Annotated in this window: 12 protein-coding genes; 5 read left to right on the forward strand and 7 right to left on the reverse strand. The window is 67.7% G+C overall.

Features of this window, described 5'->3' with window-relative positions:
• Nucleotides 1–7: 7 nt before the first annotated feature.
• Genes BGM09_RS08215 through BGM09_RS08230 form a run of 4 tightly spaced genes read right to left on the reverse strand, consistent with a single transcriptional unit; the run spans nt 8 to nt 10174 of the window.
• Entirely contained in the window at nt 8–2140 is a 2133-nt protein-coding gene (locus BGM09_RS08215) for a DEAD/DEAH box helicase (protein WP_188280788.1), read from the reverse strand.
• Nucleotides 2137–3468, reverse strand: coding sequence for a BREX system ATP-binding protein BrxD (gene brxD, locus BGM09_RS08220; RefSeq protein WP_188280789.1), 1332 nt, complete (start codon nt 3466–3468; stop codon nt 2137–2139). The genes BGM09_RS08215 and brxD overlap by 4 nt, the downstream gene beginning before the upstream one ends.
• Nucleotides 3465–6200, reverse strand: a complete 2736-nt coding sequence (gene pglZ, locus BGM09_RS08225) for a BREX-2 system phosphatase PglZ (protein WP_188280790.1) — start codon at nt 6198–6200, stop codon at nt 3465–3467. The genes brxD and pglZ overlap by 4 nt, the downstream gene beginning before the upstream one ends.
• Nucleotides 6200–10174 (reverse strand): PglY protein, encoded by a 3975-nt coding sequence (locus BGM09_RS08230; protein WP_223186495.1) that lies wholly within the window; start codon nt 10172–10174, stop codon nt 6200–6202. Before BGM09_RS08230 ends, pglZ begins: the two co-directional genes overlap by 1 nt.
• A gap of 116 nt (nt 10175–10290) precedes the next feature.
• On the opposite strand from BGM09_RS08230, the gene BGM09_RS08235 reads away from it, so the two are divergent.
• Both BGM09_RS08235 and BGM09_RS08240 read left to right on the forward strand, forming a co-directional pair.
• Complete coding sequence (locus BGM09_RS08235; protein WP_188280791.1) at nt 10291–11130, forward strand: hypothetical protein; 840 nt, start codon at nt 10291–10293, stop codon at nt 11128–11130.
• A complete protein-coding gene (locus BGM09_RS08240) occupies nt 11127–12422 on the forward strand; it encodes a 7-cyano-7-deazaguanine synthase (protein WP_188280792.1) in 1296 nt (431 codons plus the stop codon). Before BGM09_RS08235 ends, BGM09_RS08240 begins: the two co-directional genes overlap by 4 nt.
• 32 nt (nt 12423–12454) lie before the next feature.
• Here BGM09_RS08240 and BGM09_RS08245 read toward each other — a convergent pair whose 3' ends face one another.
• Complete coding sequence (locus BGM09_RS08245; RefSeq protein WP_411158275.1) at nt 12455–12850, reverse strand: ATP-binding protein; 396 nt, start codon at nt 12848–12850, stop codon at nt 12455–12457.
• A gap of 209 nt (nt 12851–13059) precedes the next feature.
• Between BGM09_RS08245 and BGM09_RS08250 the strand changes: the two genes are divergently transcribed.
• Both BGM09_RS08250 and BGM09_RS08255 read left to right on the forward strand, forming a co-directional pair.
• Complete coding sequence (locus tag BGM09_RS08250) at nt 13060–13914, forward strand: helix-turn-helix domain-containing protein (protein WP_223186496.1); 855 nt, start codon at nt 13060–13062, stop codon at nt 13912–13914.
• Nucleotides 13911–14120: a DUF397 domain-containing protein gene (locus BGM09_RS08255; protein WP_188280793.1), complete on the forward strand. Its 210-nt coding sequence runs from the start codon at nt 13911–13913 to the stop codon at nt 14118–14120. The genes BGM09_RS08250 and BGM09_RS08255 overlap by 4 nt, the downstream gene beginning before the upstream one ends.
• A gap of 47 nt (nt 14121–14167) precedes the next feature.
• Here the strand turns inward: BGM09_RS08255 and pglX are convergent, their stop codons facing one another.
• Entirely contained in the window at nt 14168–17890 is a 3723-nt protein-coding gene (gene pglX / locus BGM09_RS08260; protein ID WP_188280834.1) for a BREX-2 system adenine-specific DNA-methyltransferase PglX, read from the reverse strand.
• Nucleotides 17891–18053: 163 nt separating this feature from the next.
• On the opposite strand from pglX, the gene BGM09_RS08265 reads away from it, so the two are divergent.
• Nucleotides 18054–19175 (forward strand): XRE family transcriptional regulator, encoded by a 1122-nt coding sequence (locus tag BGM09_RS08265; RefSeq protein ID WP_317452592.1) that lies wholly within the window; start codon nt 18054–18056, stop codon nt 19173–19175.
• Nucleotides 19176–19594: 419 nt separating this feature from the next.
• Here BGM09_RS08265 and pglW read toward each other — a convergent pair whose 3' ends face one another.
• Nucleotides 19595–24064, reverse strand: coding sequence for a BREX system serine/threonine kinase PglW (gene pglW, locus BGM09_RS08270; protein WP_188280794.1), 4470 nt, complete (start codon nt 24062–24064; stop codon nt 19595–19597).
• Between the last annotated feature and the right edge of the window lie 231 nt (nt 24065–24295).

The raw sequence follows: 24295 nt of genomic DNA on the forward strand, positions 1-24295 counted from the left end.
TGCGCACTCAATGACCGGACTGCGACCCGACGAACCGGACCCGGCCGCTCAGCACCGCCGCGGCGCCGTCGAGGTCGGCCAGGCGGGCGGCCAGGGTCGCCTCGGCCAGCCGTGGCGGCAGCGCGGTGCTGAACTTCAGTCCCTTGAGCGCCTGTTCGTGAACGGCGGGTAGGCAGAGCCGATCTGCCGCATCGGCGGTGGCGCGGGTCCACACCTGTGGCGTGAGGTCCGGACTCAGCCGTACCCAGCACGCGTTGGGGCGCTGAGCCGGGTCGGCCAAGCCCGCGAGGGTCGCGGTCAGGGTGGCGTTGGCGCGATGTCCCGCCCAGGTCCACCAGCGGACGTCTCCGTCCGAGTGGCGCACGATGAGGGTGCCGTCCGGGTGCACGTACTCCGCGAAGCGCTCACGTGCCTCGGCGAGACAGGCCGTCGCCCGTCCGGTGAACCGCACCTGAGGGTCCGCGCCGAGCACGACTTCGCGGGCCGCGCGGGTCAGGGCGTAGGAGGTGAGGGAAAGCCCCACGCCGCTCCACTTCGCCCTTCCACCGCCGTCGACCGGCTCGACGAAACAGCGGCGCCGCTTCCAGTCGATGTAGGTCACCTGCCAACTGCGACCGGCCAGCAGCAGGCGCCGTGGGCCCGGGATCTCTTCGGTCAGCAGGGTCGGATCGGTCCTCCCGATCTCGGCGAGACCGTTCAGGACGGTGAATTCGGGGGCAGCGGTGAAGACCGCGGTGAGATTCATGAAGTGCCGGTGCCCGAAGTGCCGTTCGGCCTCGGGCCCGATGAAGAGCATCCCGCCATCCCGGTCGAGAAAGCCCTCGTCCACCAGGTGCCTGACGATCGGCTCCGCGGGCTGGCCGAAGGGGCCGAAGCCGGCCCACCACTCCTGCCACAGCCGGTCGCCGACTTGGTGCTCCTGCAGGCACAGCGCCAGGATCTGCTGGGCGACGATGTGCCGAGGCTCGGGGGGGGCCACGACAGGCTCCACCCAGCCCCGCGACCACTGGTGGAGCATCGCCGCCGTGCTGAGAAGACCTGCTTCGTCCAGGGCCAGGAAAAGGCAGTTGCGCGCCGTGCCCGCGCGTCGGCCGGTGCGGCCGAAGCGTTGCAGAAAGGACGCGACCGTGGCGGGGGCGTCGATCTGAATGACGCGGTCGAGATCGCCGACATCGATGCCGAGTTCCAATGTGCTGGTGGACACGATGACGCAGTCGCGCGCTTCGGCGAAGGCCTCTTCAGCCCTGCGTCTCTCGTCGACGGACAGTGACGCATGCGACAGGAACGTGGTCACGCCCTTGGCCCGAAGCTTCTCGCCGAGTTCCTCCACAAGTCTGCGGGATTCGCAGAACACCAGCCGCTTCTCGCCGCGATGCAGGCTCGCGATCACCGTTGCCGCGTTGTCGACGGAACCGACGTAGTCCAGTTGGATGTCACCCGGCGGAGGCCCGTCACCGGGCGAGGACGCCTGGACGTCGAGGAGATGCGGGGCGACCACCCGTCCCGGTCGTTTCCCTGCGCCCGAGCCCTGGAGCCAGTCCAGCAGCTCCTCGGGATTTCCGACCGTCGCGGACAGCCCGACGCGTTGCAGTGACCGCCCGACCACGCGTTGCAGTCGTTCCAGGACGGCCAGCAGGTGCCATCCACGGTCGTCGCCCGCGAAGGCGTGCACCTCGTCCACCACGATCGTGTGCAGTCCCGCGAAGAACGCCCGATGGTCGACATTGGCGCTGACCAGCATCGCCTCCAGCGACTCTGGCGTGGTCAGCAGCACGTCGGGGCGGCCGGTGAGGATCTTCTTCCGCCCGGTGGCCCCGACGTCTCCGTGCCACAGGGCGGCGCCGCGGCCGACCCATGCGGTGTACGCCTCCAGCCTCGGCAGCAGGTTGTTCAGCAGCGCCTTCAAGGGACACACGTAGAGCACCGAGGTACCGGACCAGCCGTCCTGCGCCATACGCGTCAGCAACGGGAAGACCGCCGCTTCGGTCTTGCCACCCGCCGTGGGAGCGAGCAGCAGGGCGTCGTCCCCCGCGAGCAACGGCTCGATCGCCGCCTCTTGCAAGGGACGCAGCCCCGGCCACCCCAGCGTATTGACGATGTGATGCAGAAGGACGGGATCGAGGTCGTCGGAGCCGCTCATGGAAGATCCAGCTCGATATCGTCGGCACCGGCCGCGGCATTGCGTTCGATATCGTTCAGTTCCGTGCGGGATACGGTCAGCGCGTAATGCAGGCGGGGATCAAATTCGTCGTGCTCGTCTACCCGGTCCAGGACATCGGCGACGAGTTTACGGAGGAAAAGGCGCGGTGCCACTCCGACCTTGCCGCCGAGGCCGCCGGTGACAGCGGTCGCCAGCTCCGCAAGATAGGCGTTGTCCACTCGCTCGGCGATCCGCGACGGATGGTGCGCGGCGCCCGCGTACAGATCCCGTACGTTCCGTCCCAGTTCACCGAGCTGGGTCAGATCGAAGCCCGGCAGGCGCAATTGGACGGCGCGAGGTGAGTCGAAGCGCGCGTCGGTCGTGAAGTCGGTGGCCAGCCGCTGGGCGAGCGGAGGAAGCCGCTGGGCACCCTGCTGACCGTCGTAGAAGGCGGGCGTGCCCGTGATGACAAGGAACAATCCGGGAAAACGACCCGCGTCGATCTCGTCCAAGAGTTGCCGCAGCGCGTTGAGTGCTTTCTCCCTGACGTCACCGCGGACCCTCTGCAGCGTTTCGATCTCATCCAGGACAAGGAGCAGACCGGGATGACCGCAGTCGCGCAGGACCGTGAGCAGCCCCTGGAGGAAGCCGAGAGCGGCGAAGTGGTCCAGGTCGCCGCGGACTCCCGCGGTACGCCGCGCCGCGGCTGCCACGGACTTCTGGCCGCCGAGCCAGGCGATCAGAGCCTCCGCGGTCGCGCTGTCTCCTGCTGCGACCGCGTGCCGGTAACCGCGCAGTGCCGCGGAGAATGCCGGTGTCGTTCGCGACACGTCGGCAAGTCTCCGTTCCATGAGTTCGTCCACGGCCTTGGCTGCCGCTTCCTCATCGTCCTCATCGACCCCACCGGCTCCGAGGACTTCTTCCTCCAGCGCGTAGAACCACGAATCGACAACGGCGCGCAGGGCACTGGGCTGGTGGGTGGCAGTGGTCAACCGCTCGGTCAACCGTCGGTAGACGGTCTCCAGTTTGTGCAACGGGGTCTCGGTCTCGGAGATCTGCACCTCCGCGGTGGCCAGCCCAGCACGTTTCGCCCGCTCAGCAAGCCAACGGGCGAAGAACGTCTTGCCCGAGCCGTATTCACCGCGCACGGCGTGGAATGCCGCGCCGCCTCCGGCAACGATGGCGATGTCGTCGTCAAGAGCCGCCTCGAAACGTGCCAGTCCGACCGCGAAGAGGTCGAGTCCGGCCTGTGGGACGGTACCGCGTCGCAGCGCGTCAACGACTTCACGCCGCCGGGCCGGACTCACCTGGGGCGGGGTAGCCGTCACTTTCGGGGCCCTTCCAGCTGGAACTGGGTACGCAGTAGTTTGACGTCGAGTTTCACCGTATGCCCGGAATCGATAATGGCCAGCACGGGATAACCCTCGACGTTTAGCAGCCGTTGAAGCGTGGCGATGAAGCCGTCGATGTTGCGCTTGACACGGCTGGTGGCGGAGATCGCGGCGGCGAGCGCGGCCGGGGACATGTGCTCGCCCGCGTCGGCCAGCGCGTCGATCACCGCGGCCACCAGCGAGTCCTCAGGGGGAAGCCGCACATACTCCCGCTGCGCCTTGTACACGCTGCTGGCCACGACGAGAGAGCCGAGAAGAGGCACCGCGGCAACTGGCACGTCCGTTTCTGCGAAGAGTTCCGCCGTCCCCCCCGAGGAGGTCCGCTTTCGCGGTTGCCGCACCGGCACGTTGGGGCCGATCGTTGCAGGGTGTCCGTCCGCCGGTCCGGTGGACGCGGACCACCAACCCGGCGTGACCGCTTCCCTCGGCAGTACCTGCCAGCCTTCGGGCAGGGCGCTCGGCTCCGGTAGAAGTACGAGCAGCGGAACGGTCACCTCGGCGAGCGACGCCCCGCCGTGGTACCCGGCTTTGCGCGGTGTATACCGGATGTCCTCGCGCCAGGGCACGACAATGGTCCCGTCGCCTTCGAGCACGCGCGGCCCGCTCAGCTCGATCTCACCGTCGCCGGCACTACCTGTGCGCCATCGGGAGGACTCCGCACCGGCGGCAAGCCGAGGTGCGTCGGTTCCATGCTCCAGGACGTGGCCGTGGTCGGCGACGAGGAGCACCGGACGGCCGTATGCCTTGGCCGAAGTGAGCAACTCTCGCAGAAAGCTGATGTCGCCGATGCGCCACCCCGCGCGCTCGCCCTGCTGCCCATGGTCGAGGGCGTCGTCGATCGTGTTGAGTACGGCGCCGACCACGGCGTCGGAGGCGAGAGCGGCGGCGAGTTCCTCGCTGAGCCGGTGTCCTGACGGCCCCTGTATCGAGGACTTGTGGAAGAGCAGGCCGGTTCGCCGCCGCTGCTTCCAGAAGGTCGTGAATCCGGCTGTCTCCACGGACTGACCGCCCATGAGCGCTTTGCCGGACAGAAGGGAAGCTCGGCTGATTCGTGTGACGGACGGGAGCATGGATACCGCCGCGAGCCGTCCGGTGAGTGCACCGGACCGCGGAACCGGCGCGGCCTCGATCCAGCCCTCGCGTTCGGCCTCCTCTCCGAGCTGTACAGCGACGGCGCTGCTCATGCCGTCCAACAGCAGAATCAGCGGTGCCGACTTCTTCTGGCACAGAGGCTCGGCGGCTTCCGCGAGGACGTGCTCCACCAGGAGGCAATTGCCGGGATTACGGTCCTCCGCGGTGCGGGTCCAGCCTGCCAGCCGGTTCGCGAACTGCTCGTCCACCAGATCCCTGCGCGCTCTGGCGGTGTCGTAGAGAGTGCGGTACGTCGCCGCCACCGCTGGGTCACGGGCCGGGTCGCCCGACCACAGCGCATGGAGCGCCCGATCCGCCCAGCCCCACCCGTTCAGGTGGGCGTGTACCCCGTGGGCGACCGATGTGGCAGCCGGCTGCGGCCCCTCGATCCAGCGGCGGATCCTGACCGCCATCGTCGCAATGTCGATCCGCTGCCGGAACAGCCCGGCGAGCGCGTGTCCTTCCAGTTCGCCGAGCGCGGACTCGGCCTCCACGTGCGAGCGCGCCAGTCCATCGGCCACGGAGCGAAGTTGTGCGTCGAAGCTGGACAGCAGGAATCGGCTGGTGCGCAGCGCGTCGGTGAGCCCGGCATCTTCGGCGAGGAGGTCGGCCCGTTCGATGACCTGGAGCACCCGTCGGCGGGCCGCGTCATTGTGCGCCGCCTCTCCGATCCAGCGGGTGAGAGTGCCTGCGACGGCGTCGCTGAAGGCCAGGACGTCAGCTCTGCGTACCTGGCCGAGGAGTCCGCCGACGGCGAGGACCGTGTCGGGGCTGGACTCCGGTGCGGCCATGGCCGCACCAAGCAGTCCGCGGGCCATGGCGTCGTCGCCGCGTCCGGTCTCCACCAGAGACATCAGGACGGGTACAGCCGGTCCAGCCGTCTCAATGAGCCACTTGGTCAGTTCGGCCCTCTCCTCCACGCGGAGGTTCAGGAAACGTGCTGGCCCAGCCGATGTACGCGACCACGTCAGCAACGCGTCGGCGTCGACGGCAATCCCGGCGGGCGCCTCCCCAGGAGTTCCCAGGCCGAGCCGTGCGACGAGCAGCGACCGCACGGCCGCGTCGTAGGTCAGAACGGAACCCGACCGCTGCCATCCACCGGTGGGCTCCGCTTCGAGAAGCGCTTCAAGAAGCCATCCCGCCCGGTATATCCGCGGGTCGAGTTCCCTCGCCCCGAAGCGCTGCTTGACGATTTCCGGGCGCTGCACGGTGAGCATGCGGTGCTTGACGGCCTGGCCTCTGACGTCCCAGCCGAGATGCGTGTCGTCGATGTCGCTCGTGACGACCAGGAGCTCACCGACGCGGGAGGCGTCGGCGCGATGCCGCTGCCAGGCGTCGACGATGCCGAGGACGGACGACTGGTTGCTCACGTGCACGCGCCGGACGTTGTCACCGATTTTGACAGTGAACGACACCGCGGCCCGATCCTGGTAGTGGCCGTGTACCAGCATCAGCCGGTGGTCGCGCAGCTTGGTCGCGTACGTTTCCAGAAGTGCCTCGATGGTGAGCCGATTGACCGGCGGTGGAACCGTCGGCATCACTGCTGACCTGCGCTGTCATCGGGTGAAATGTGCGCGTCGCCACCGTCCAACGGACGCCACACGATCTCGATCGGGATGCCCGGGTGGTCGGCCAGGTATCTGCGGATCTCATCCTGCACATCGTCGACAGCCGCCGCGAGAACTGTTTCCAAGGCGCTGGGTCGCCGGGTGTCCAGGACATGGGGCGCGCTGGGCCCCGCTGACGGTCGAGCGGCCGGGGCTGTCTGCGGTGCGTCGAAGCCGATCTGCTCCGGCGCGCCCGAGGGGACGACCGGCGTGCCGTGGCGGGTCAGGCTGACGTCCTCCGCGTTGGGCGGCGCCGACGGGGTAACAGGCTGCGCGACGGTTGCCAGTCGGGCGGCGTCGGTGACCAGGGCGACGGACTGGTCAGCCAGTCGGCTGAGGGCCGGCACGAGCGAATTGGCCTGCTCGTGGGCGTTGGCGGCGTCGCGTACCGAGGCGATAAGCCGCTCGGCCCGGTCTCCCACGCCATCCTCGCGGTCCACGAAGCTCAGTACGCTCTTCAGCAACGGCCAGTTCACCGCGTCGAGGGCGGCCAGCACCTCCGGCGCCTGTTTGATGGCAGCGGCCAGTTCCTGGTCGGTCACGTCGTAGGTGGCGGCGGCGAGTTCCTTCACCATCGAGGTGGCGTCCTTCGCCCTGGTCAGGCGGGCGAGCAGATCGGCGGCCGCACGCACGGACCGCATCCGGTCGGCGTCGGAACCGGCGATGCCGAGCTCCGCGGCGTGCTTGTCCAGCGACCGGCGGACTCCGTCCACCGCGGTCCGGTACTTCTCGATCTCGTCGCGGATCTTGGATTCCAGTGCCCCGACGTTGCGGGCGAAGCGCACGGGCTGCACGCTCACGCCCAAGATCGTCGCGGCCCTGGTCCGTGCCGTGCCGAAGTCGTCCTCCGAGGGCAGTTGCACGGCCCTCAGACCGTATCCACGCCCGATGTGCTCCAGTTCGGGCGGTGGTACGGGGGCCGTCTCGTGAATCCATGTGCGGTCGTCGAGCAGGGCGTACGTAGCGATGATCAGGTTGGAGATGGTGCGGTCCAAGCCTGTGTAACCCAGTTCGACGATCCAGCGCCTGATGTCCTCGACGGCGATCTCCGGACCCGCCTTGGCCTCGGACGCCTTCTGGTTGATACGAAGCCGCCAGTCGTTGAGCAGGTTCAGCGGTCCGTCGTGCACCTCGCCGAGCCCCAGGGGGTGCACGATCTTCTTCACGACGGGCAGGTGGTGCCGGTCGACGACGACCCGGCGGGAGCCGTCCTTCATTGCCTCCGTGATCCAGTGCATCGCTGTCCGCAACTCGGCGCGCGTGACCGCCTTACGGCTCCTGGTCGGATCGAAGTCCGGGTGCTTCGGATACAGCGCGGAGAACATGCCGTCGGCCAGCTCGTACAGATTCTGCTCGAAGCTCAGCCCAGCCTGCGGTTTGGGCCGCGCGAAAGCAGGCTCCAGGGACAGCACGTGCTCGTTGTCTGGCACTTCGGCGCCGAGGCTTCCCGAATCCGGCTTCCCCAGACCGTACATCTGCTGGAGAACCATGGTCAGGGATGACGTCAGGTTCTCGCTCTGCGCCTTGAGCTGGTGCCGAATCTGCACACGTTCGTCGGCGGACTTGGTCGGCGTGAGCTCGGTGAGCCGGTCGCGCTCCAGCACATAGTCCATCTTCAGCAGGCGGACGAGCTGATGCCGCTTCTGCTCGGCCAGGAAGTGCGGGAGCCATACGAGGGTAGGCGCCGCTTTCCCGTCCTGCTTCATCGTGTCGACGCGGTGCACATCGTCGCTGGGGTAGCCCTGTTCGGCGAAAGGGTAGTCAATGACGAACCGGATGTTGCCCTCGGTCTGGGGTGCGAACTGCTCATCGGGCAGGCTGACGCTGCCGATCCGGCTGACATTGCCGAACACGAACTCTGCGGTGCGCTTCGTACCCCGCCAGACGATCTCGCGCTCGCTGATGAACGCCTGTGCATCCGGAATACCGAGGGCGTCCCACAGCCGGTCCTTCACCCACACCCGCCAAGGGCCCATTCCCTCGCCCTCGCTCACGGAGGCGAGCAGCGGTTCGACGTCGAGATCCGCCAGGTGCAGATGGAACACGGGGTCGGAGCCGCCCTCGCTGCGCAGCTCGCCGAATTCCGCCTGAAGTTCCTTGAGCCGCTTGACGGCCAGCGATCCGGCGCTTCCCAGCCGGACTCTGATCGAACCGTGGTTGAGAGCGGCCAGCCGGTCGCCCGTGAGTCGGGACAGCGCGGGCACGTTCGGTGCGAGCGCCGCCAGCAGCAGTGTCTTGACCAGGCGCTCATCGCCCTTGAAACGGACGTCGTCGGCCGATCCGTACTTGGCGAGCAGGTGGTTGTGCACCCGCGCGTGGAAGCGTTTGGCAGTCTCGGCCTCCTTCCGGAGCCGCGCTGTGAACGCTTCCCCGGTGCCGTCGACAATGACGTCCCAGAGATCGCCAAGCGGGATGAGCTCGCCCATCTTCAGGTCGTCGCGCCGCCGCCGCAGGGTCTCTTCCACGAGTTTGAGCCCGGTGCGTTCGCGCTGGAGTGCACCGGCCAGTTCCACCAGGACGTTGAGGAAGGCGGGAGACAGCGGATAGACATCCCGGAAGTCCTCCCAGGTCGCTTCGGTACGGCCGCTGGCGTCGAGCAGCACCTGCCGCACGTCGTCGGCGGACGACTCCACGGCGGCGAACGCCGAGGCCCGCGCGGCTTCCATGCCAGGCTTCGGCGCCAGGACACGGTGTTTGATGATCTCGATGAGATTGCTGTCCTCGAGGTCCACGACGTCGATACGGCCGGCCAGGTACTGGACCTGCTGCTCCAGATTCTGCACCTCGGCACCGGCGACATCGGACCCGATGAGCTGGGACAGGTCACGCTGCCGGGAGATGAACGAGATGATCGGCACCGGACGGTCGCTGTCGCCCGACTCGATCAGCTTCACCAGCCGCTGCACCTGGTCGCGGACGAAGTCCTGCTCGCCCATGTGTGCCTGCAACCACAGGATCAGCTCGTCCAGGAAGAGCACGATTCCGTCGTAGCCGAGGCTCTGCGCGTGCCGCGACACGACCGCGAGACCGTTCTCCAGCGGGATGAACGCGTTCTTGTCGCCACGGGCGCCGGTGGCGTACGCGGCCATGGGACCGGACAGCAGAGCGGAGACGAGGGCCTCGCGGTGCGGGTCATCCTTAGGGGCGGCGAAGGCACGGTCCAGGTCTGCCGTCGTCCACCCGCCGGGAACGGGAACAGCCGTCGCGAAGCCGGTGGTGTCGAGATCGTCCTCTTCCGCGGCGGCAGCCGCGACACCGCTCGGTGTGACGGCGACGCCGCCGCTGCTCAGCCACTGTGCGAATTTCGTGTCGTCCGCGAGGAACGTCCGCTGCCGACGCGCGTCCGCGATGGCGGCGTCCGCGCGGTACACCGCAGGTGTCGGCTTATCGGGGTGCAGTTTCCGTACGGTGGCCACGTATCCACCGAGCAGGGCGGAGTCCAGGTCGACCGAGCCGACCAGGTGGTAGGGCACCATCAGGAACTTGCTGCGCCGCAGCCACTCGTCGTGCTCAGCGATCACTTCCTGCAACCGTCGCTTCGCCCGCGCGGCGGGATGGTTGTTCAGCGCGGCGTGCAGGACGGTCAGGAAGTGGCTCTTACCGGCGCCGAATGAGCCGTGCAGATACGCCGCGTGCGAGGTGCCGGTCCTGACCGCGGCTCCGACCAGGCCCAGGGCTCGTCTGAAGGCAGTCTGCAACTGGTCGGTGACGACGTACTCCGCCACCCGCTGGTCTGTCTCGGTGAAGCCACCGGAGAGCTCCACCTTGAAGTCGCCGGCATGGACGTCTTCCTTGATGTCGATGACATCGCGCAGGAAGAGTTCGCTGGTAGTCATCGGCAGCTCGCGTTCTCCGGGGCAGACGTTCTGGCAAGTACGCGCAAAAACAACTACGCGCGCAATCATTCTGTCAGCCCAGGCCGAGGCGCCGCCCGGAATAGCCCGTTCCCCCGCCTCTATCCGATCAGGCCGACATGGCCGAGTCGCGCCCTATCCCGCTTCCCCGCCGGATGTTGCACTGAATGAGCAGCGGTTGCCGGATCGAGGGGGTACGGCAGATGGGCACGTCCACGCGGTGGCAAGGCCCTCGGTGGCGCGGCCTGAGCACTCGGCTCGCTCGCTGGGACACCGACCGGTCCGACCCCGGCGCCACCGTGGACGCGGCGATCGAGGACCTGTGGGACGCCTGCCGCAGAGATCCCACCGCGTTCGGCCTGCGGGACACCGCACGCTCGGCAGGCGACCGGCTTGCCGGAGCCATGGCCGTTCTCGCTACCGAAGGACCGGCAGGGCTGATCCGGCCAGACCCCGCAGAACCTTGGCAGGACTACGCCGACGCGTTCGTCACCGGTCTGACCCGGCAAGTGGCCGGTGACGGCACCAGCATCGCCGACGCCGCGGTACGCCGTGCCATGGGGGCTTCAGTACGGCGACTGCTGGAGACCCATCCCGAGGTGCGGGACGCCGTCAGCGATCCAGAGCTGGCGGGCCGCGGCTGGTTCGGCGAGCTGCTCTGCTTCCTCTACCAGTGGTTCTTCGCGGATCTCGTCACCGAATTCCTCCAGTCGGTGGTCGCCGAGAAGATCAAACTGACGCTGCCCGTCCTGGTCATAGTGGACGCGGAGGACCGGATCGCCGACAAGATCGCCGAGCGCATTGTCTCGCTCGTGCCCAACCCTTGTGAGGAGATCGCCGCCGATCAGGACCCCGGCGCGGCCAAAGCCGCGACCGATGCCCTGTCCGGGGAGGTCGAGGTCCCACCACTGTCCGACATGGCCCGCCGCCTCGTCCCCGGCACGGTCGGGAAGATCCTCGGCTTCGGCATCGACTCGCTCATCCAGGACGAGGGGGATGCCGCATGAGGTCGGCCGACGAGAGCTCCTCCTTCTGGTGGCGAGCGCACGACGACGAACCTCCCGCAGGCCCTGGTTGGTGGCCGATCGGTGAGGCGAGCTACCGGGAACGCGAGGTTCGTATCACCGGCCACCACTTCCTCGAGGGGCCCGCGCCCGCCTGGGCCGACGACCTACTACGGGTGGCGCGGGCGGCCTTCCTCGCCGACAAACTCGTCGCCAGGGAGCCGACGGCCGATCGCTGGACCCGGAACCTACGGCTGTCGGTGCCGGTCTCAGAACCCGAGCGCTGGCAGGAAGACGGAGGGGCCGGAGACGTTGTCGAATCATTGCTTGGTGTACTCACCGGAGACAGATGGGAACTGCTGACGCGTGTGCTGCCGTCGCAGCCCGCCCAGGCCCCGCTCCCGTCCGGGCGCGACTGGCGCCCGGATGAGATCGCACTTTTCTCCGGCGGCCTCGACTCGCTGAGCTGGGCGGCAGAGCGGGCGGCGGTCGCGGGTCAGGGTCCGCTGCTGCTCGTCGGATTCCATGAGCCCAAGGCACGAGACGTCCAGCAACGTGTCCACGAGGCGGTGAAGAGCCGTGCCCGCGAGTCCGGTCGCCGAGTCCTCCGCCTTACCCCGAGCCAAATGCCACGAGGTGAAGGCGGCAGAAAGACAGTCGAGCTCTCCTCCCGTCCACGCGGTCTCCTCTACGTGGCGACAGCCGTCCGCGCGGCTGCCGCGAGCCGCGTAGCCTCTGTCCAGATCCCCGAGAACGGCCAGGTCGCGCTCAATCCGCCGCTGACCGCGGCTCGTACGTCCGCGCTGTCCACCAGGTCGGTGCACCCATGGAGCCTGCACCTGCTCAACAGCGCGATCCGCGACATCGGCGGCGCCGTCACCGTGACGAACCCTCTGGCGAGGCTCACCAAGGGCGAGGTCTGTCGCAAGGCCCTGGATGCCCGCATCTCCCCCACCGTTCTCGCGGACACCCTGAGCTGTGGCCATCCGCCCATACGCCGTGGCAGGAAGTACACCAACTGCGGAGTTTGCTTCCCCTGCCTCGTTCGCCGCTCCGGCATCCTGGCTGCCTGCGGTTTCGACGCCACGGATTACGAGAAGGAGCCGTGGGACCAGAAACTCAGCGCCCGTCGCCGCCGGGACTGGCACGCCCTCCGGCTCTGGCTGGCCCGGCCGTACGGCATCCGCGACATCATCGCCGACCAGCCGTTGCCGCCAGATACCGACATCGCCTCTTGGTTGCGGGTGGTGCGGGCAGGGCGCGCGGAGCTGAGGAACCTGGTGGGACCGGAGTAGCCGCCGCCCCGCTCTCCCCCGCACCCAACACCTCAAGGGCACCTGGCGATGTCCGCCCAGACCGTCTTGCCCACCTCCCGCGGGGCCACGCCCCACGCCTGCGACAGCGCCTGGACGAGTACCAGCCCCCGACCGGCCTCGGCGTCCCCACTGGGCGACGCGATGTCCGCAGGCACGGGCGGCTTCCGCTCGATACGCGCGTCGCTCACCTCGACGCGGACCGCCTCCGGGCCGAGAGCGACCCGCAGTTCGAAGTCCCGACCGGGAACGCGGCCGTGGGTGACGGCGTTGGCGGCCAACTCGGCCACGATTGTGGCCGCCGTGTCCGACACGGCGCTGCCGTACGGCAGCCCCCACACGTCGAGTTGACGCACCGCCAGGTGTCGGGCGAGCCGCGCACCGCACCTGGTGGCGGAGAGTCGGAGCACCAACTCCGGGTCCGGGGCAGGGATCTGGGTGGCGTTTTCACTGTCATGTGACAGAGCGTGCTCATTCGTATCTACGCTGAGAAGTAGCGGCGCCGGTACGGGGAGTGAGCTGTCCGGCCGCCGATCCGGTACGTCCGGTCCGTCCGGCGCGTACCCCGAGAGACGGCGGACGCCGTCCGGCAGGCACGTGAACGGTGGAGGCGGGTCCGATGACGACGGAGTCAGCGCAGACGGACGGCGACATGGACGACCAGGACTGGGAGGAGGGCGCGAGCGACATCCTCAAGACGGTCGGCAAACAGGTCAAGCTCTGGCGCGAGCGGGCCGGATTGAAGCAGGCGGAGCTGGGCCAGTGCATCGGCTACAGCAAGGAGTTGGTGTCCTCTGTCGAGCGGGGCCGCCGTGCACCCAAGCCGGGCTTCCTGGACGCGGCGGACGAAGTGCTCAGCGCGGACGGCCTGCTGGCGGCCTTCAAGGAGGACGTGGAGCAAGCGCGCTACCCACGGAAGGTCCGCGACCTGGCGAAGCTGGAGGCCAGGGCGGTCTCCATGGGCGCATACAGCAACCACAACATCCAGGGCCTCCTCCAGACCGAGGACTACGCCTGCGCCCTGTACAGCATGCGCCGCCCGCTGCTGGACGAGGAGACGATCGAGCGGTACGTCACGGCACGAATGGCCCGTCAGAAGATCCTCACGAGCTGGCCCGCGCCGATCCTGAGCTTCGTCCAGGAAGAAGTGACGCTGCGGCGCCCGCTCGGTGGCAGGGTGGTGATGCGGCGCCAACTCGAATGGCTTCTGGAGGTGGGCCAGTTGCGGAACGTCGAGATCCAGGTGATGCCGACGGATCGGGAGGACCACGCGGGAATGGGTGGCCAACTCCTCCTACTCGACACCAAGAACGGCCCAACGTTCGGCCACGTCGAAATACAGAACTTCAACCGTGTGATCACCAGCCGAGATGAGATCAGGACGTTGGAAGCACAGTATGGGATTATCCGAGCGCAGGCTCTCACCCCGCGAGAGTCCCTGACGTTCATCGAGAAGGTCCTGGGAGAGACATGATCACTGAACCCTCTGCCGACTCTGCTGCCGGACCGCACTGGATCAAGAGTAGCTACAGCAGCAATGAGGGCCCCGAGTGCGTCGAGGTGGCAGCGTCCCTCGGCATGGTCCGCGTGCGCGACTCCAAGGACCCCAAGGACCCGCAGCTCGCGTTCGGCCCTGCCGAGTGGTCGGCCTTCCTCATATACGCGGCCGAGCGCATCTGACCGGAGCGGCGGCCCCTCTTCCGCTTGGGGCCGCCACCGGCGCTCACCTACTCCGCGTCCAGCGCGTCCTGCTCGGCCACGACGTTCTTTGACGCCGCCGTCTTCCGCCCCCGCGTCTTCTTCTCCGGCCGCCAGGCCCGCAGTTCCGCCTCACTCACCTGGTGCTTGCCGCGCAACTCCTCGAAGTACGCCTGGTACTCGTCGGCGGGCACACCTTCCCACTCCGCGTCGTACTCCCCATGCCACTGCTTCACCCACGGCATGACCTCCAACACCCCCGCGAGCAACGGCGTAATCCGCTCCGTCCCCCACCCACCCTGCTTCGTCCGCTCATCAATCACGCCGAACAGCCCCTGCGCCTGATCCTTGTGATCCCACCCGGCCCACCCAAGCAGCAGACTGGTGTCGCCGTCCGGGCTCGCATCAGGGTAGGAGATGAACCGCTCCTTGGGGACGTCCAGCTTCCCCCGGTGGGACCAGTACGAGGTCTTCTGGAAGTCGGCGGGCTTGTACTTCGGCGGCACAGCGATATCGAGCCGCTGGCCGGTCTGGTCCTCCTTGCGCTGCAACTCCCAGACCTGTTCCCACTGCTCACGGTTCCGGAGGCCGGTGTCCTTGTAGCGCAGGGCGGCGAGGTACGGAACGTGCTCGTCCGCGACGATGTCCGCCAGCACGGCGGCAAGCGGCAGGTCCGGCTTGCCCATGTGGTCAGCGGCATATAGCTGGGCGACGGAGTTGAACTCGGCGTCTTCCCGCAGCGCGTCAGCGAGCTGGCCAACACTCTGCGTCCTCGGCTGCTCCATCCCCTCCCGCAACCCGTACCAGAGATCCCGCCGCTCGACCCGATCCAGCAGCCACGTCCGCAGCGCCGCCTTCTCCTTCTTCTCCCACGGCTCCGACGACCACCGCCGCTTGCACTCCGGCCGCTCGATCAGCGCGATGTCCTTGCGGCTCTCGATGGTGTCGATACGCGCCTGCACGATCTCCCGGTACCAGTCCGGCCACCGCTCCGGAATCTCCGTGACGGGCGTCGACCCGTGCCGCACGAACCACGCGGTCTCGGCCTCACCCCGCTCCACCTTCCGCGCCAGCACGATCTCGAACGCCCGCTCCCCGAGCCTCACTTCGGGAACGCTACCCGCATCAGGCGAAGGCGCAACGACTCGACCCGTCTCCAACTCCGTAAGCAGGCCGTACAGCCCATACACCCGCCAGTCCAACTCCTCTTGCAGCGCAACCATCTGCCGCCGCACGCGCGCGCCCTCGTCACGAGCAACGTCCAGCGCCTCGCGTGTGGGGACGCCCTCGCTCACGACGGAGGGTTCGTGGGTCGCCGCATTCTGGGCGAGTGCATCCAATTCCCGCCCCAGGTCGAGCGGCAGCCTGGCGGGAAGGGGGAACTCTTGGAGCTTCGTCCCGGTGAACTCGTAAAATCGCTCCCACTCCTGCGATTTGAAGCCCTCGTTCACCCCCTGGCTACCCTTGTCGTGACTCACCTGCTTCAACCAAAAGCAAGCCGTCGAGGAGTTCAGCACCCCCAGCAACTCCAGGTGCTCGTCCTCACTGGCCCCCTCCGGCAGCTTGATCACCGGCGCGGACTGCTTGAATACCTTCCCGCCACGATCGAGCACAAAATGATTGTGCGTAGCCACGAACGCAAACGTGATCGACAATGGAGTCCGCAGTTTCTCGCGATACAATTCACCATATTCATGCCAGACCAAGGAGGGGATATCTTCGATGGGCGTACCGAATCGCTTCCGCCTCTGCAGAACGTTGCGGTTAGGCCACACATGGCGCCAATAATTTGACATCTCCACGAGCGGGCGCGGGAGGAGATCATCACCGTAGGGCCAAGCAGACAGCAACGCACTATCGCACACATAATCGCGTACGATGTCACCGGTTACCATGGGGCGCGCAGATTCCAACATCAACCGGTGGACAGTTGCTACATCTGAGACAAAGAAGGCATCGTCTTCGGCTGTAATGGCGACGAATCCGGAATACGCAGTCCGTCGAGCCAAGACGGTAACCTCACCGCGCTTGATAGCTACCATGACCTCTCCCGCGCCGCCTCCGCTAACCGACCAAGGATGCGCCGCCAGTCCGTCAGCCGGAGCGTCCTCCACCGACACCCAATCGGACTCGCTCAGCATTCCCACCTGGTCAACGATCGCCCGCCAGACAACGCCTTCCGCAGCCACCTTCGGCTGTGACGGCTCCCCTCGCACTCCCAACACGGCCCGAACCGTCCGCTCCGGGTTCGGCACCCGATTCCGCCCTACCAGAATGACCGTCGGTGTCCCGTGCCCCGGAATGTACGCCCCGGACGTATCGATCACGTGGGACAGCTCAACTTCAAGCCGGAAGAAGTTCTCGATCAGCTTCTTGCCGAACTCGCGCTTCATGAACGAGTTCGCAGTAATCTGGCCGACGTATCCGCCGCCACCTGTACTGCCACCCACACTCCACACCGCCAAGCCGAACATGCGCTGAGCGAAGGGAACAGTCAGTGCGTACTTTCCAGAACACGCGTCGTACTTGCGATAGCTGGCGTTTTCGGCCTTGTCTTTCACCGTGATGTAGGGCGGGTTGCCCACCACTACGTGGTATGTGGCAGGACCGAGCAGGTCCACCCGCTTCTGAAACTCGCCGACGTCCTCCGTCGCGTACTCGAAAGCCCCCTCGTCCTCCTCTCGCTCCTCCGAGAAGAGGTCCATCGCAGCCTGAACGCCCGCGCCCCAGCGCCCGTGCAACAGCGAATCCCCCACCGCCACGTTGATCGGGAAACTCGGCGCCCCCGCCAGCGTCTTCGCCTCCGCCGCCCGCATCGCCGCGATCAGCAGGCGGAAACGGGCGATGCTCACCGCGAAGGGGTTCTTGTCGCAGCCGTGGACCGAGTCCAGGGCGCGGCGGATGATGACGAACTCGTCCGTGCCCGGCTCCTTCGCCCTCCACTTCTCCACCAGCCGCGCGAAGATCCCCAGCAAGAAGTGGCCGGACCCGCAGGCCGGGTCGATCGTCCGCAGCCCGCCCTCCGGCGCCAGCCCGAACTCCTCGACGGCGGGCTCAAGCGTCAGGTCGAGGATGAACTCCTCCACGAACTCCGGCGTCTGGAGCAGCGCATAGGTCTTGCGGGCGTGCTCGCTGAGGTCCTGGTAGAGGTCGCCCAGGAAGCGGGTGTCCCATGACGGGTCGGTGAAGTCGTAGAGGATCTCCCCGGCCGCGTCCCGGCTTCGCCAGAAGGTGAGCAGGTCAGTCGCTGCTTCGTAGCTGGGGGTGAGGCCCCACAGCGGGTTGTGGGCCTCGTCGAAGAGCCCGGCGGCGGTCTCGTTCGCGGCGGCGAGGTGGTGGAAGGCGGCTTCGAGCCAGTCGCGGTTGTTGAGGTGCGGCTTCTCGCGGAAGAAGGCCTCGTGACGTTCCTCCGCGTCGCGCAGGCGGTCCTTCGGCCCGGCGAGGAAGGGCCACTCGATGAGGCGGTTGTCCTCGCAGAAGCGGACGAAGACGCAGCCGAGGACCCAGGCGGCTGCCGCCTGGGTGACGCGCTCGTCGCGCCAAGCACCGTACGTGGCGGCGGTCCGCTTGCCCTCGCGGGCGCGGGCGTACTCGGCGGCCAGCCGGGTCCGGAACTCCTCGACGGAGTCGCTACGCTCCCTGAGGTCGCCCTCCAGGCTCCTGACCTGCTTCTTCAGGTCCTTGAGCAGCCCCACCCGGTTCACGCCCATCGCGTCCGTACCCGTACCCGTACTAGTCGTCACTCCGCGCATCCCTCTCGCAGCACACCCAGTGCCCCACGGCGTACCAAACCTGGAGGCTTCGACCCCCATCCTGCCAGTCTGAGGACCGGCCCGAGCCCCTACTGGATGTGGCAAGGAGTGCCGGCTTCATCCGGCCCAGTCACGGCAGGAAGCACCCCTTGCGCATCTCCATGTGTGCGGGAATCGCACACATGGAGACCGTGGAGAGCTGGGCGGAAGTAGGCGAGCGTATGCCGAGGCGCGTCTGGCTGCGGGCCTGAACCAGGGAGAGCTGGCATCGCGGCTAGGTCTGGACCGTACGGCCGTGGTGCGGATGGAGGCGGGCGAGCGCAGGATCACCGCGCTGGAACTGTTCCGGCTCGCCGAGGCGCTGGGTGTCCCGTTGGCGCATCTGGTCTCGCGCCCACCCGCCGCTCTCGTTGCACGGCGGACGGCGTTGGAGGAGACGGCCGACGACGCTTCCAAGTCCAGGTATCGCCTAGATGCCCAGCTGGAGGAGCATGCTCGCGCCGCCTCATGGCTCGTCGCGCAGAATTACCTCTCGCCCCCTGCGGTCGACGCCGAACTGCGGCGCGGCACGGCGGAGGTCGATCCGCTTACACTCGCGCAGGTGGCCCGCGGGGTATTGGGAGAGACTTCCGACCCGCTCGGCCCACTGGCCGATGTCGTGGAGCGGCTCGGCTTGTATCTGACCGTCGTTGATGAGGCAGCCGAGGGCGCTTCGTTGCTCTGCGACGGGTACGGCGTCGCGGTGATCAGCGGCAGACTCGACCCCGGCCGACGACGTTGGACCGCAGCGCACGAGCTCGGCCATCACCTTCTCCAGGACGCTCACCACAGCGACGCGGGAGTGTCGGCCAGTCGCGAGGAGCGAGAGGAGCGCATCGACCGCTTCGCGGGGGAGTTCCTTCTCCCCTCTCAGGTCGTACACGATGCCTGGGTGCGTGTCGAAGAAGGCGAGAGCCCCAGGTCAGTTCTGCTCGGGTTGGCTGCCACCTACCGACTCTCTTGGAGCGCCGTGGTCAACAGGTCACGCGATCTGGACCTGCTCGATCGCGCGGAAGCTCAACGCCAGAAGGCAGACACGCCGCAAAAGGGAGATTTTCTCGCTGCCCACGGCAGTGTCCCAGTACCCGACCTGGAGGTCGGGGCCACTGGGTCAAAGTGGCGCCAGGCGACCTTGGCCGCCTGGGAGGAGGGTGTCATCAACGCAGCCCGAACGGTGGAGTTGCTCTATGGAGCCATCACCGAAGACCAACTGCCGAGCCGGAAATTGGAGGAGCCTCTTCCATGACCGGGGCTCCGGGCCCGATCGGCCCGCGCGCCCCGCGTCTCGCGTCGTCCGTGGCGAGTTGGAACGCCATAGCCTTCCCACTGGCGAGTTGGGCTGGCTCAACGTCGTCGCCCTCGGGGAAGCTGACGATGAATCAGTCGCACGTACCGTAGTCCTGACGCTCGTCACCTGGACCGAGCGAGTTGCCCCTGGCCACCGCAACGGCGGCGAGGCCACGGTCCTGGCATGGGCGGACCTGCACGACGCCATCGCAGTGAACGACGACGGTGACGCCCGCCGCATCGGCAAACTCCACGGAGTCGACGTGTGGGGCTCACTCCGCCTCATCGCGGAATCCGTGCGGACGGGCCACACGACGTCGTACGCGGCTGCCAGAACGGCCTGCTCTGATCGCTCCCGGACGGCGTACCAACCGTCCGTCAATCCACGGAACGCCCCACTGCCAGCAGAGCCTTCACGTACTCCTTCTCCAGATGAATCCGCTCCGCGTCTCCGCCGATGCACTCCACCGTCCGACCGTCGAGATTCGGCGCCTGGCTTCGGGTCTCCACCGGAATCAGCAGCCAGAGGCCATGCGGGGACTGGGCAGGGCGGCGGGCCGCAGCCTGGAGGCCGATGAGCAGGTCACGGCCTCCCTGCTCCCAATAGCGGGCGAGAAAACCCGCGTCATGGAGGAACAGCACGGCGCGCGGCGCGGCCAGGGCGAGGAGGCGCACCTCGACCCGGCGCCACACCTCACCGACGTATATGGCGAGTCCCTGTGAGATACGGCCGGTGGCGGTGAAACGCGCGTCGATGCCCAGCACCTTTTCCCACGGTTGATGCCGTTCCTCCGCCAGTCGGCGGAACTCGCCGAGGAACATGCTGCCGACGTCAACCGGTTCGACATCGTGGTTCGCCGCCAGAGCCTCGGCCACTCCCGGCAGGAGCACGCCCCGTACGGTCACTGCGAGGAAGCCTCCACGGCGGATCGAGGCGGTGAGTTGCGACTTGGTCCCCGCGAACGGGTCATCGCCCGGCCCTGCCGCGACGTCGGAGCGGCGGGTGAGGCTGGTGGCAGCGGTCGACGTCCTCGAGGCTGCGGCCTGTTCGACAGGCGGCGGGAAGAATTTCTTCCGCTCGGGGTCGTAACTCAGCGCGGACCGCGCGTCGCGCAGGGCGTCGCCCAGCTCCACATGCGTCGGCTCGGAGCCAGGCGCAAGAAGCCCGAGGCCAGGGAAGCGCGCCCGTAGACGATTGTTCAGTTCCTGGGCGGTGATGCCGTTCTGGTGGCTTACTCCCACTGCGATCTGGGAAATCCGGAGCGCGCGCTCCAGCGAAAGGTCACGGGGGTAGAGCTCAAGGCGCGGGCTCGCCGCCGCTGTGGGGGCCGCCGCGGCGGCCAGCTCCACCAAGATCGTGTCGGCGAGCGGCGGAAGCCCGGCCGGAGCGGACACCGCTCTCAGCCTGCGCACCACCGCGGCCTTGCCTGGCAGCGGCTCGTCGTGCGCAAGGCGTTCCGCTTCCCGGCCCAACGCCGCCGCGTAGTTGGCCAGTTCCGTGGTGCTCGGATCGTCCGTGCCCGGCAGGGATTCCGCAGCGACCAGCACTGTCTCCTCGCGCCGGTGCCAGGCGAGGCGCGGCTCGTGGCTCCGACCGTCCTCGGCCTCCGCCTCCCATGCCTCCGCCTCGACGGCGGCCCTGACGACAGCGAGGGCCTGCGCGAGAACCCACCGCTCGTCGCTGGAGTCCGCACCGTACTGAATCCGCAGTTTGAAGGCGAGTTCCTGGGCAGTCATCACGCGCCCGTTGGCCTCGACGATCTCCACCAGCGACTTCCGGACCCCGCCGAGCCAGTCCAGATCGTGCCAATCGGCGATGGCGCCGCGGTGATACCGGGACACCTGCGACTGCTGGATGCCGATCCGGTCGGCGACATGCTTCTGTACCGGCCAGGCCCCGAGCGGCGAGGCACCGCCCGTCTCGGACGGCAGGCCGAGCGTGAGCCGGACGACCTCTGAGCGGTGCGAGCCCTTACGGCCACGTGGCGGCGCAAGGCGTGCCGCCATTTCGTCGATCGACGTGGGCTTGGCCTCGGCCGCGGTTCCGCCGCCCGACGACGCCTTCAGATCGGCCTCCCCCACCGGCGGCACCGCGGCCGGAACGGGCTGGTCGCGCAGTCCCGCGGCCCACTGCTTGCGCCGCCGGTTCAACTCCTTGCGCACCAGGGCGCCCGCACCCCTGGCCTTGCTGATGATGTACGGCTGAATGTCGATCAGTTCGCGCACCTTGGTGGCCCCGAGGCCGTCCGCCACCGACACCGCACGGGGGCTGAGGCCCGCCGCGTCAAGGGATGTCTCCAGAGTCGCGACCTCGGCCGCGGCATCGCGGGCCGCATCCACCGACTCCGCCACTGTGTCGACGGTGTCGGGGGTCGTGACCGGGCGCCGCGCGTCCGCCGCGCGGAAGATCTCGTACCAGGCGTCGCGCATCTGTCGCAGGGTGTCGAAGCGCTGCTCGGTGTCACGGTGAAGTACCCGCTGGAAGAACGCGGTCAGGCCGTCGGTGAGCGCCGGCTCGAACAGCTCACCGGCAATGGTGAGTTCGGCCTCCTCGTTGGCGACCGGGTCAGTCTGCCCGCCGCCCCACAGCGGCTTCTCGCCAGAGGCCATCTCGTGCAGCGTGACCGCCGCGGCATAGCGTTCGGCGTAGTCGTCGTAGCGTGAACGCCGCACACTACCGAGGAAGGGGTCGAGGTAGCCCCGAGTACCCGCGGACACGTCCTGGTCGGAGACTTCCGCCAGCGAAAAGTCGAACAGCTTGAGCTGCCAGATACGGTCCTCCCTGCGGTACAGACCGAGATTGTCCGGCTTGATGTCGCGGTGTCTGACACCCTTGGCTGCCAACTGGTCGAGCGCTGTGAACAGGTCATTGCCGTAGCGCTCCAACTCGTGATAACTGAGCTTTCCCTTGCTGCGGAGCCGGGCGCCCAGCGTCTGTTCGCCCGCGTATTCCAGGACGAGCAACGTACGACGGCAGATCTCCAGCGGACCGCCTCGGAGCTGGACGATGTTCCCGCCGCCCACCTCGTCCAATGCTCGGGCCTCCGCGCGCAGCCGCTCAGCCTTCTCCTCATCGAGGGCGACCTTGAAGACGCGCTCCTGCTCATGAGTCTCGCCCTCCTCGTCCTCCACCGTCCGCTCGACAAGCAGCGCTCGGGCCGTGGCCCCGGTGCCCAGCGTCCTGCGTACGAGCCACTCACCGTCCAGAGTCTGTCCGGGCTGTGCCGTCAGCGGATCGACATCGATGACCGCTGAGGGCTCGGGAGCCGTATTCTCCTTCTCCGCCTGGTCGAGAAGTTCGATGAAGCGGTCGACCGGAGTCAGGCGCAGGTCGGGGTCGGCCTGGGTTGCTTGAAAGACCAACTGGTCCAGCTGCTCCGAGACGCCGTCGGCGACCGCGATGAGGCGCAACCCCGAGTCCGCCGCGAGACGCTCACGCAAGGCACTGCGCTGCGCGGCCGGCGGCTCGCCGGTGAGAATCAGGTACGAGACGGCTCCGAGGCCGAAGATGTCCAGGTCGAGCGGATCGGGATGCGGCTGTTCGTACTCGGGGGCGAGGTAGGTCTGCGCGGCGTCCTCGACGAAGCCGCCGTCCAGTGATTCGTTCCCGAGCGACCTGAGCAGGGTGGCGTTGGTGTCGAAGTCCCGCGCCGCTGTCTGCCAGTCGGTGATGCGCAGCTCCGGCCGGGAGCCGTCAGGACGGCACGAGACGTACACAGAGCGGGCGGAAAGCGCACGGTGGAAGAGCGAACGGTTGTGTGCGTAGCGCACGGCCTCGGCGAGCTGGCGTACCAAGTCCAGGCGCATCTCAGGCGTGAGATGGCCACCGTGCGTGTCGAGATACTGATCGAGGCGGAGGTCCGTCTCACGGTGCCGGAACAGAATGGCCGGGCCCGCGAGGTGCTCGCGGATCTCTACCGCCGCGGCGATACCGCGGTGATTGATGCCCTGCAAGACCTGGTACTCGCGCGTCGCCGCACGTGTGGTGGCCTTCTTGGCAGCGTCAGTGGGTTGCTGGCCGACAAGGTAGATCCGTACCCGACCCTCCTCTTGCACCAGGCCATCGACGCGTTTGGCCAGGCGGTCCTCCCATGACGGACCTATGTCGAGGGGATGCGGCTGCATGCGCCACGCCTCGCCGAACCGAAGGTGGGAAGTGGACTGCCGGATGCCGATCTCCTTCAGCATGCGCGGCAGATCACGCCGGGAGAATTCGGCGGTGATCCGGCGTTCCGGCCGCTCGGGCGCAAGACCGAGGAAGTCCTGCCAGATCCGGGGCAGTCGGCTTGCGCCGTCGTCCCGTCCGAAGACCCGCAGTCGCTGCACCTCGTCGAGCCGACTGTCAAGGTCCGTCGCCGACAGGAAGACCGCAGGCTCGATCCGCGGCAACGGCCCACGGATCCGCAGCCGTCTGGCGGCCCATTGCAGCTGCGACTTGAGATCCTTGGACTTGGCGTCGGTGAAGTGCAGTGGGTTCTTGATGGTCCGCATGCGGTCGGGCCCGTGGAAGTTCCACGTCGCGCCGCGGTTCTCCAGCCGACCGGGATGGCTCTTGATCTCCACGAGATAGAGACCCGCGGGCACAGCGACGAGCAGGTCGCACTCGTTGATCCGGCCGGACTGTGCGGTGAAGGTGAAGGTGGCCCACGCTCGGTAGGGTTCGGCGGGCGGCATGAGGGCGCGCACATGATCGAGTGCGTCCTGCTCCCATGGGTACGGGGAGGGACTCTCCTGATTCCACTGATTCCCTGGCCCCGGCGGCGGCTCGGGCTTCGGTCTCGAGGAACTTCCCACTGCCGTCACGGTCCGACCTCCGCGGTGTTCGTCGCCGGTACGGCGGCCCAGCATCCCGAGCTGAACCTTATCGCGCGAACCTTCGGCGGTGTCCGGGTTTATCCGGGTCGTCCTCCACCGGAACCAACTGTCGCGTGTCAGCGAGCCGCGATACCGTTCTCGCGTTGTCGCGGCCCGCCGGGCTTCCGTCTGAGGACATGCCCCCACCCGCACGAGATTTCGTGTGCCGTGGGAGAAACTCTTGTCGTCCTACCTAGTACGGGAATCCGCCTCTGCGCTGGCCGA

Origin of the sequence: Streptomyces sp. CBMA29, from assembly GCF_014596445.1 — a bacterium.
Lineage (GTDB): Bacteria > Actinomycetota > Actinomycetes > Streptomycetales > Streptomycetaceae > Actinacidiphila.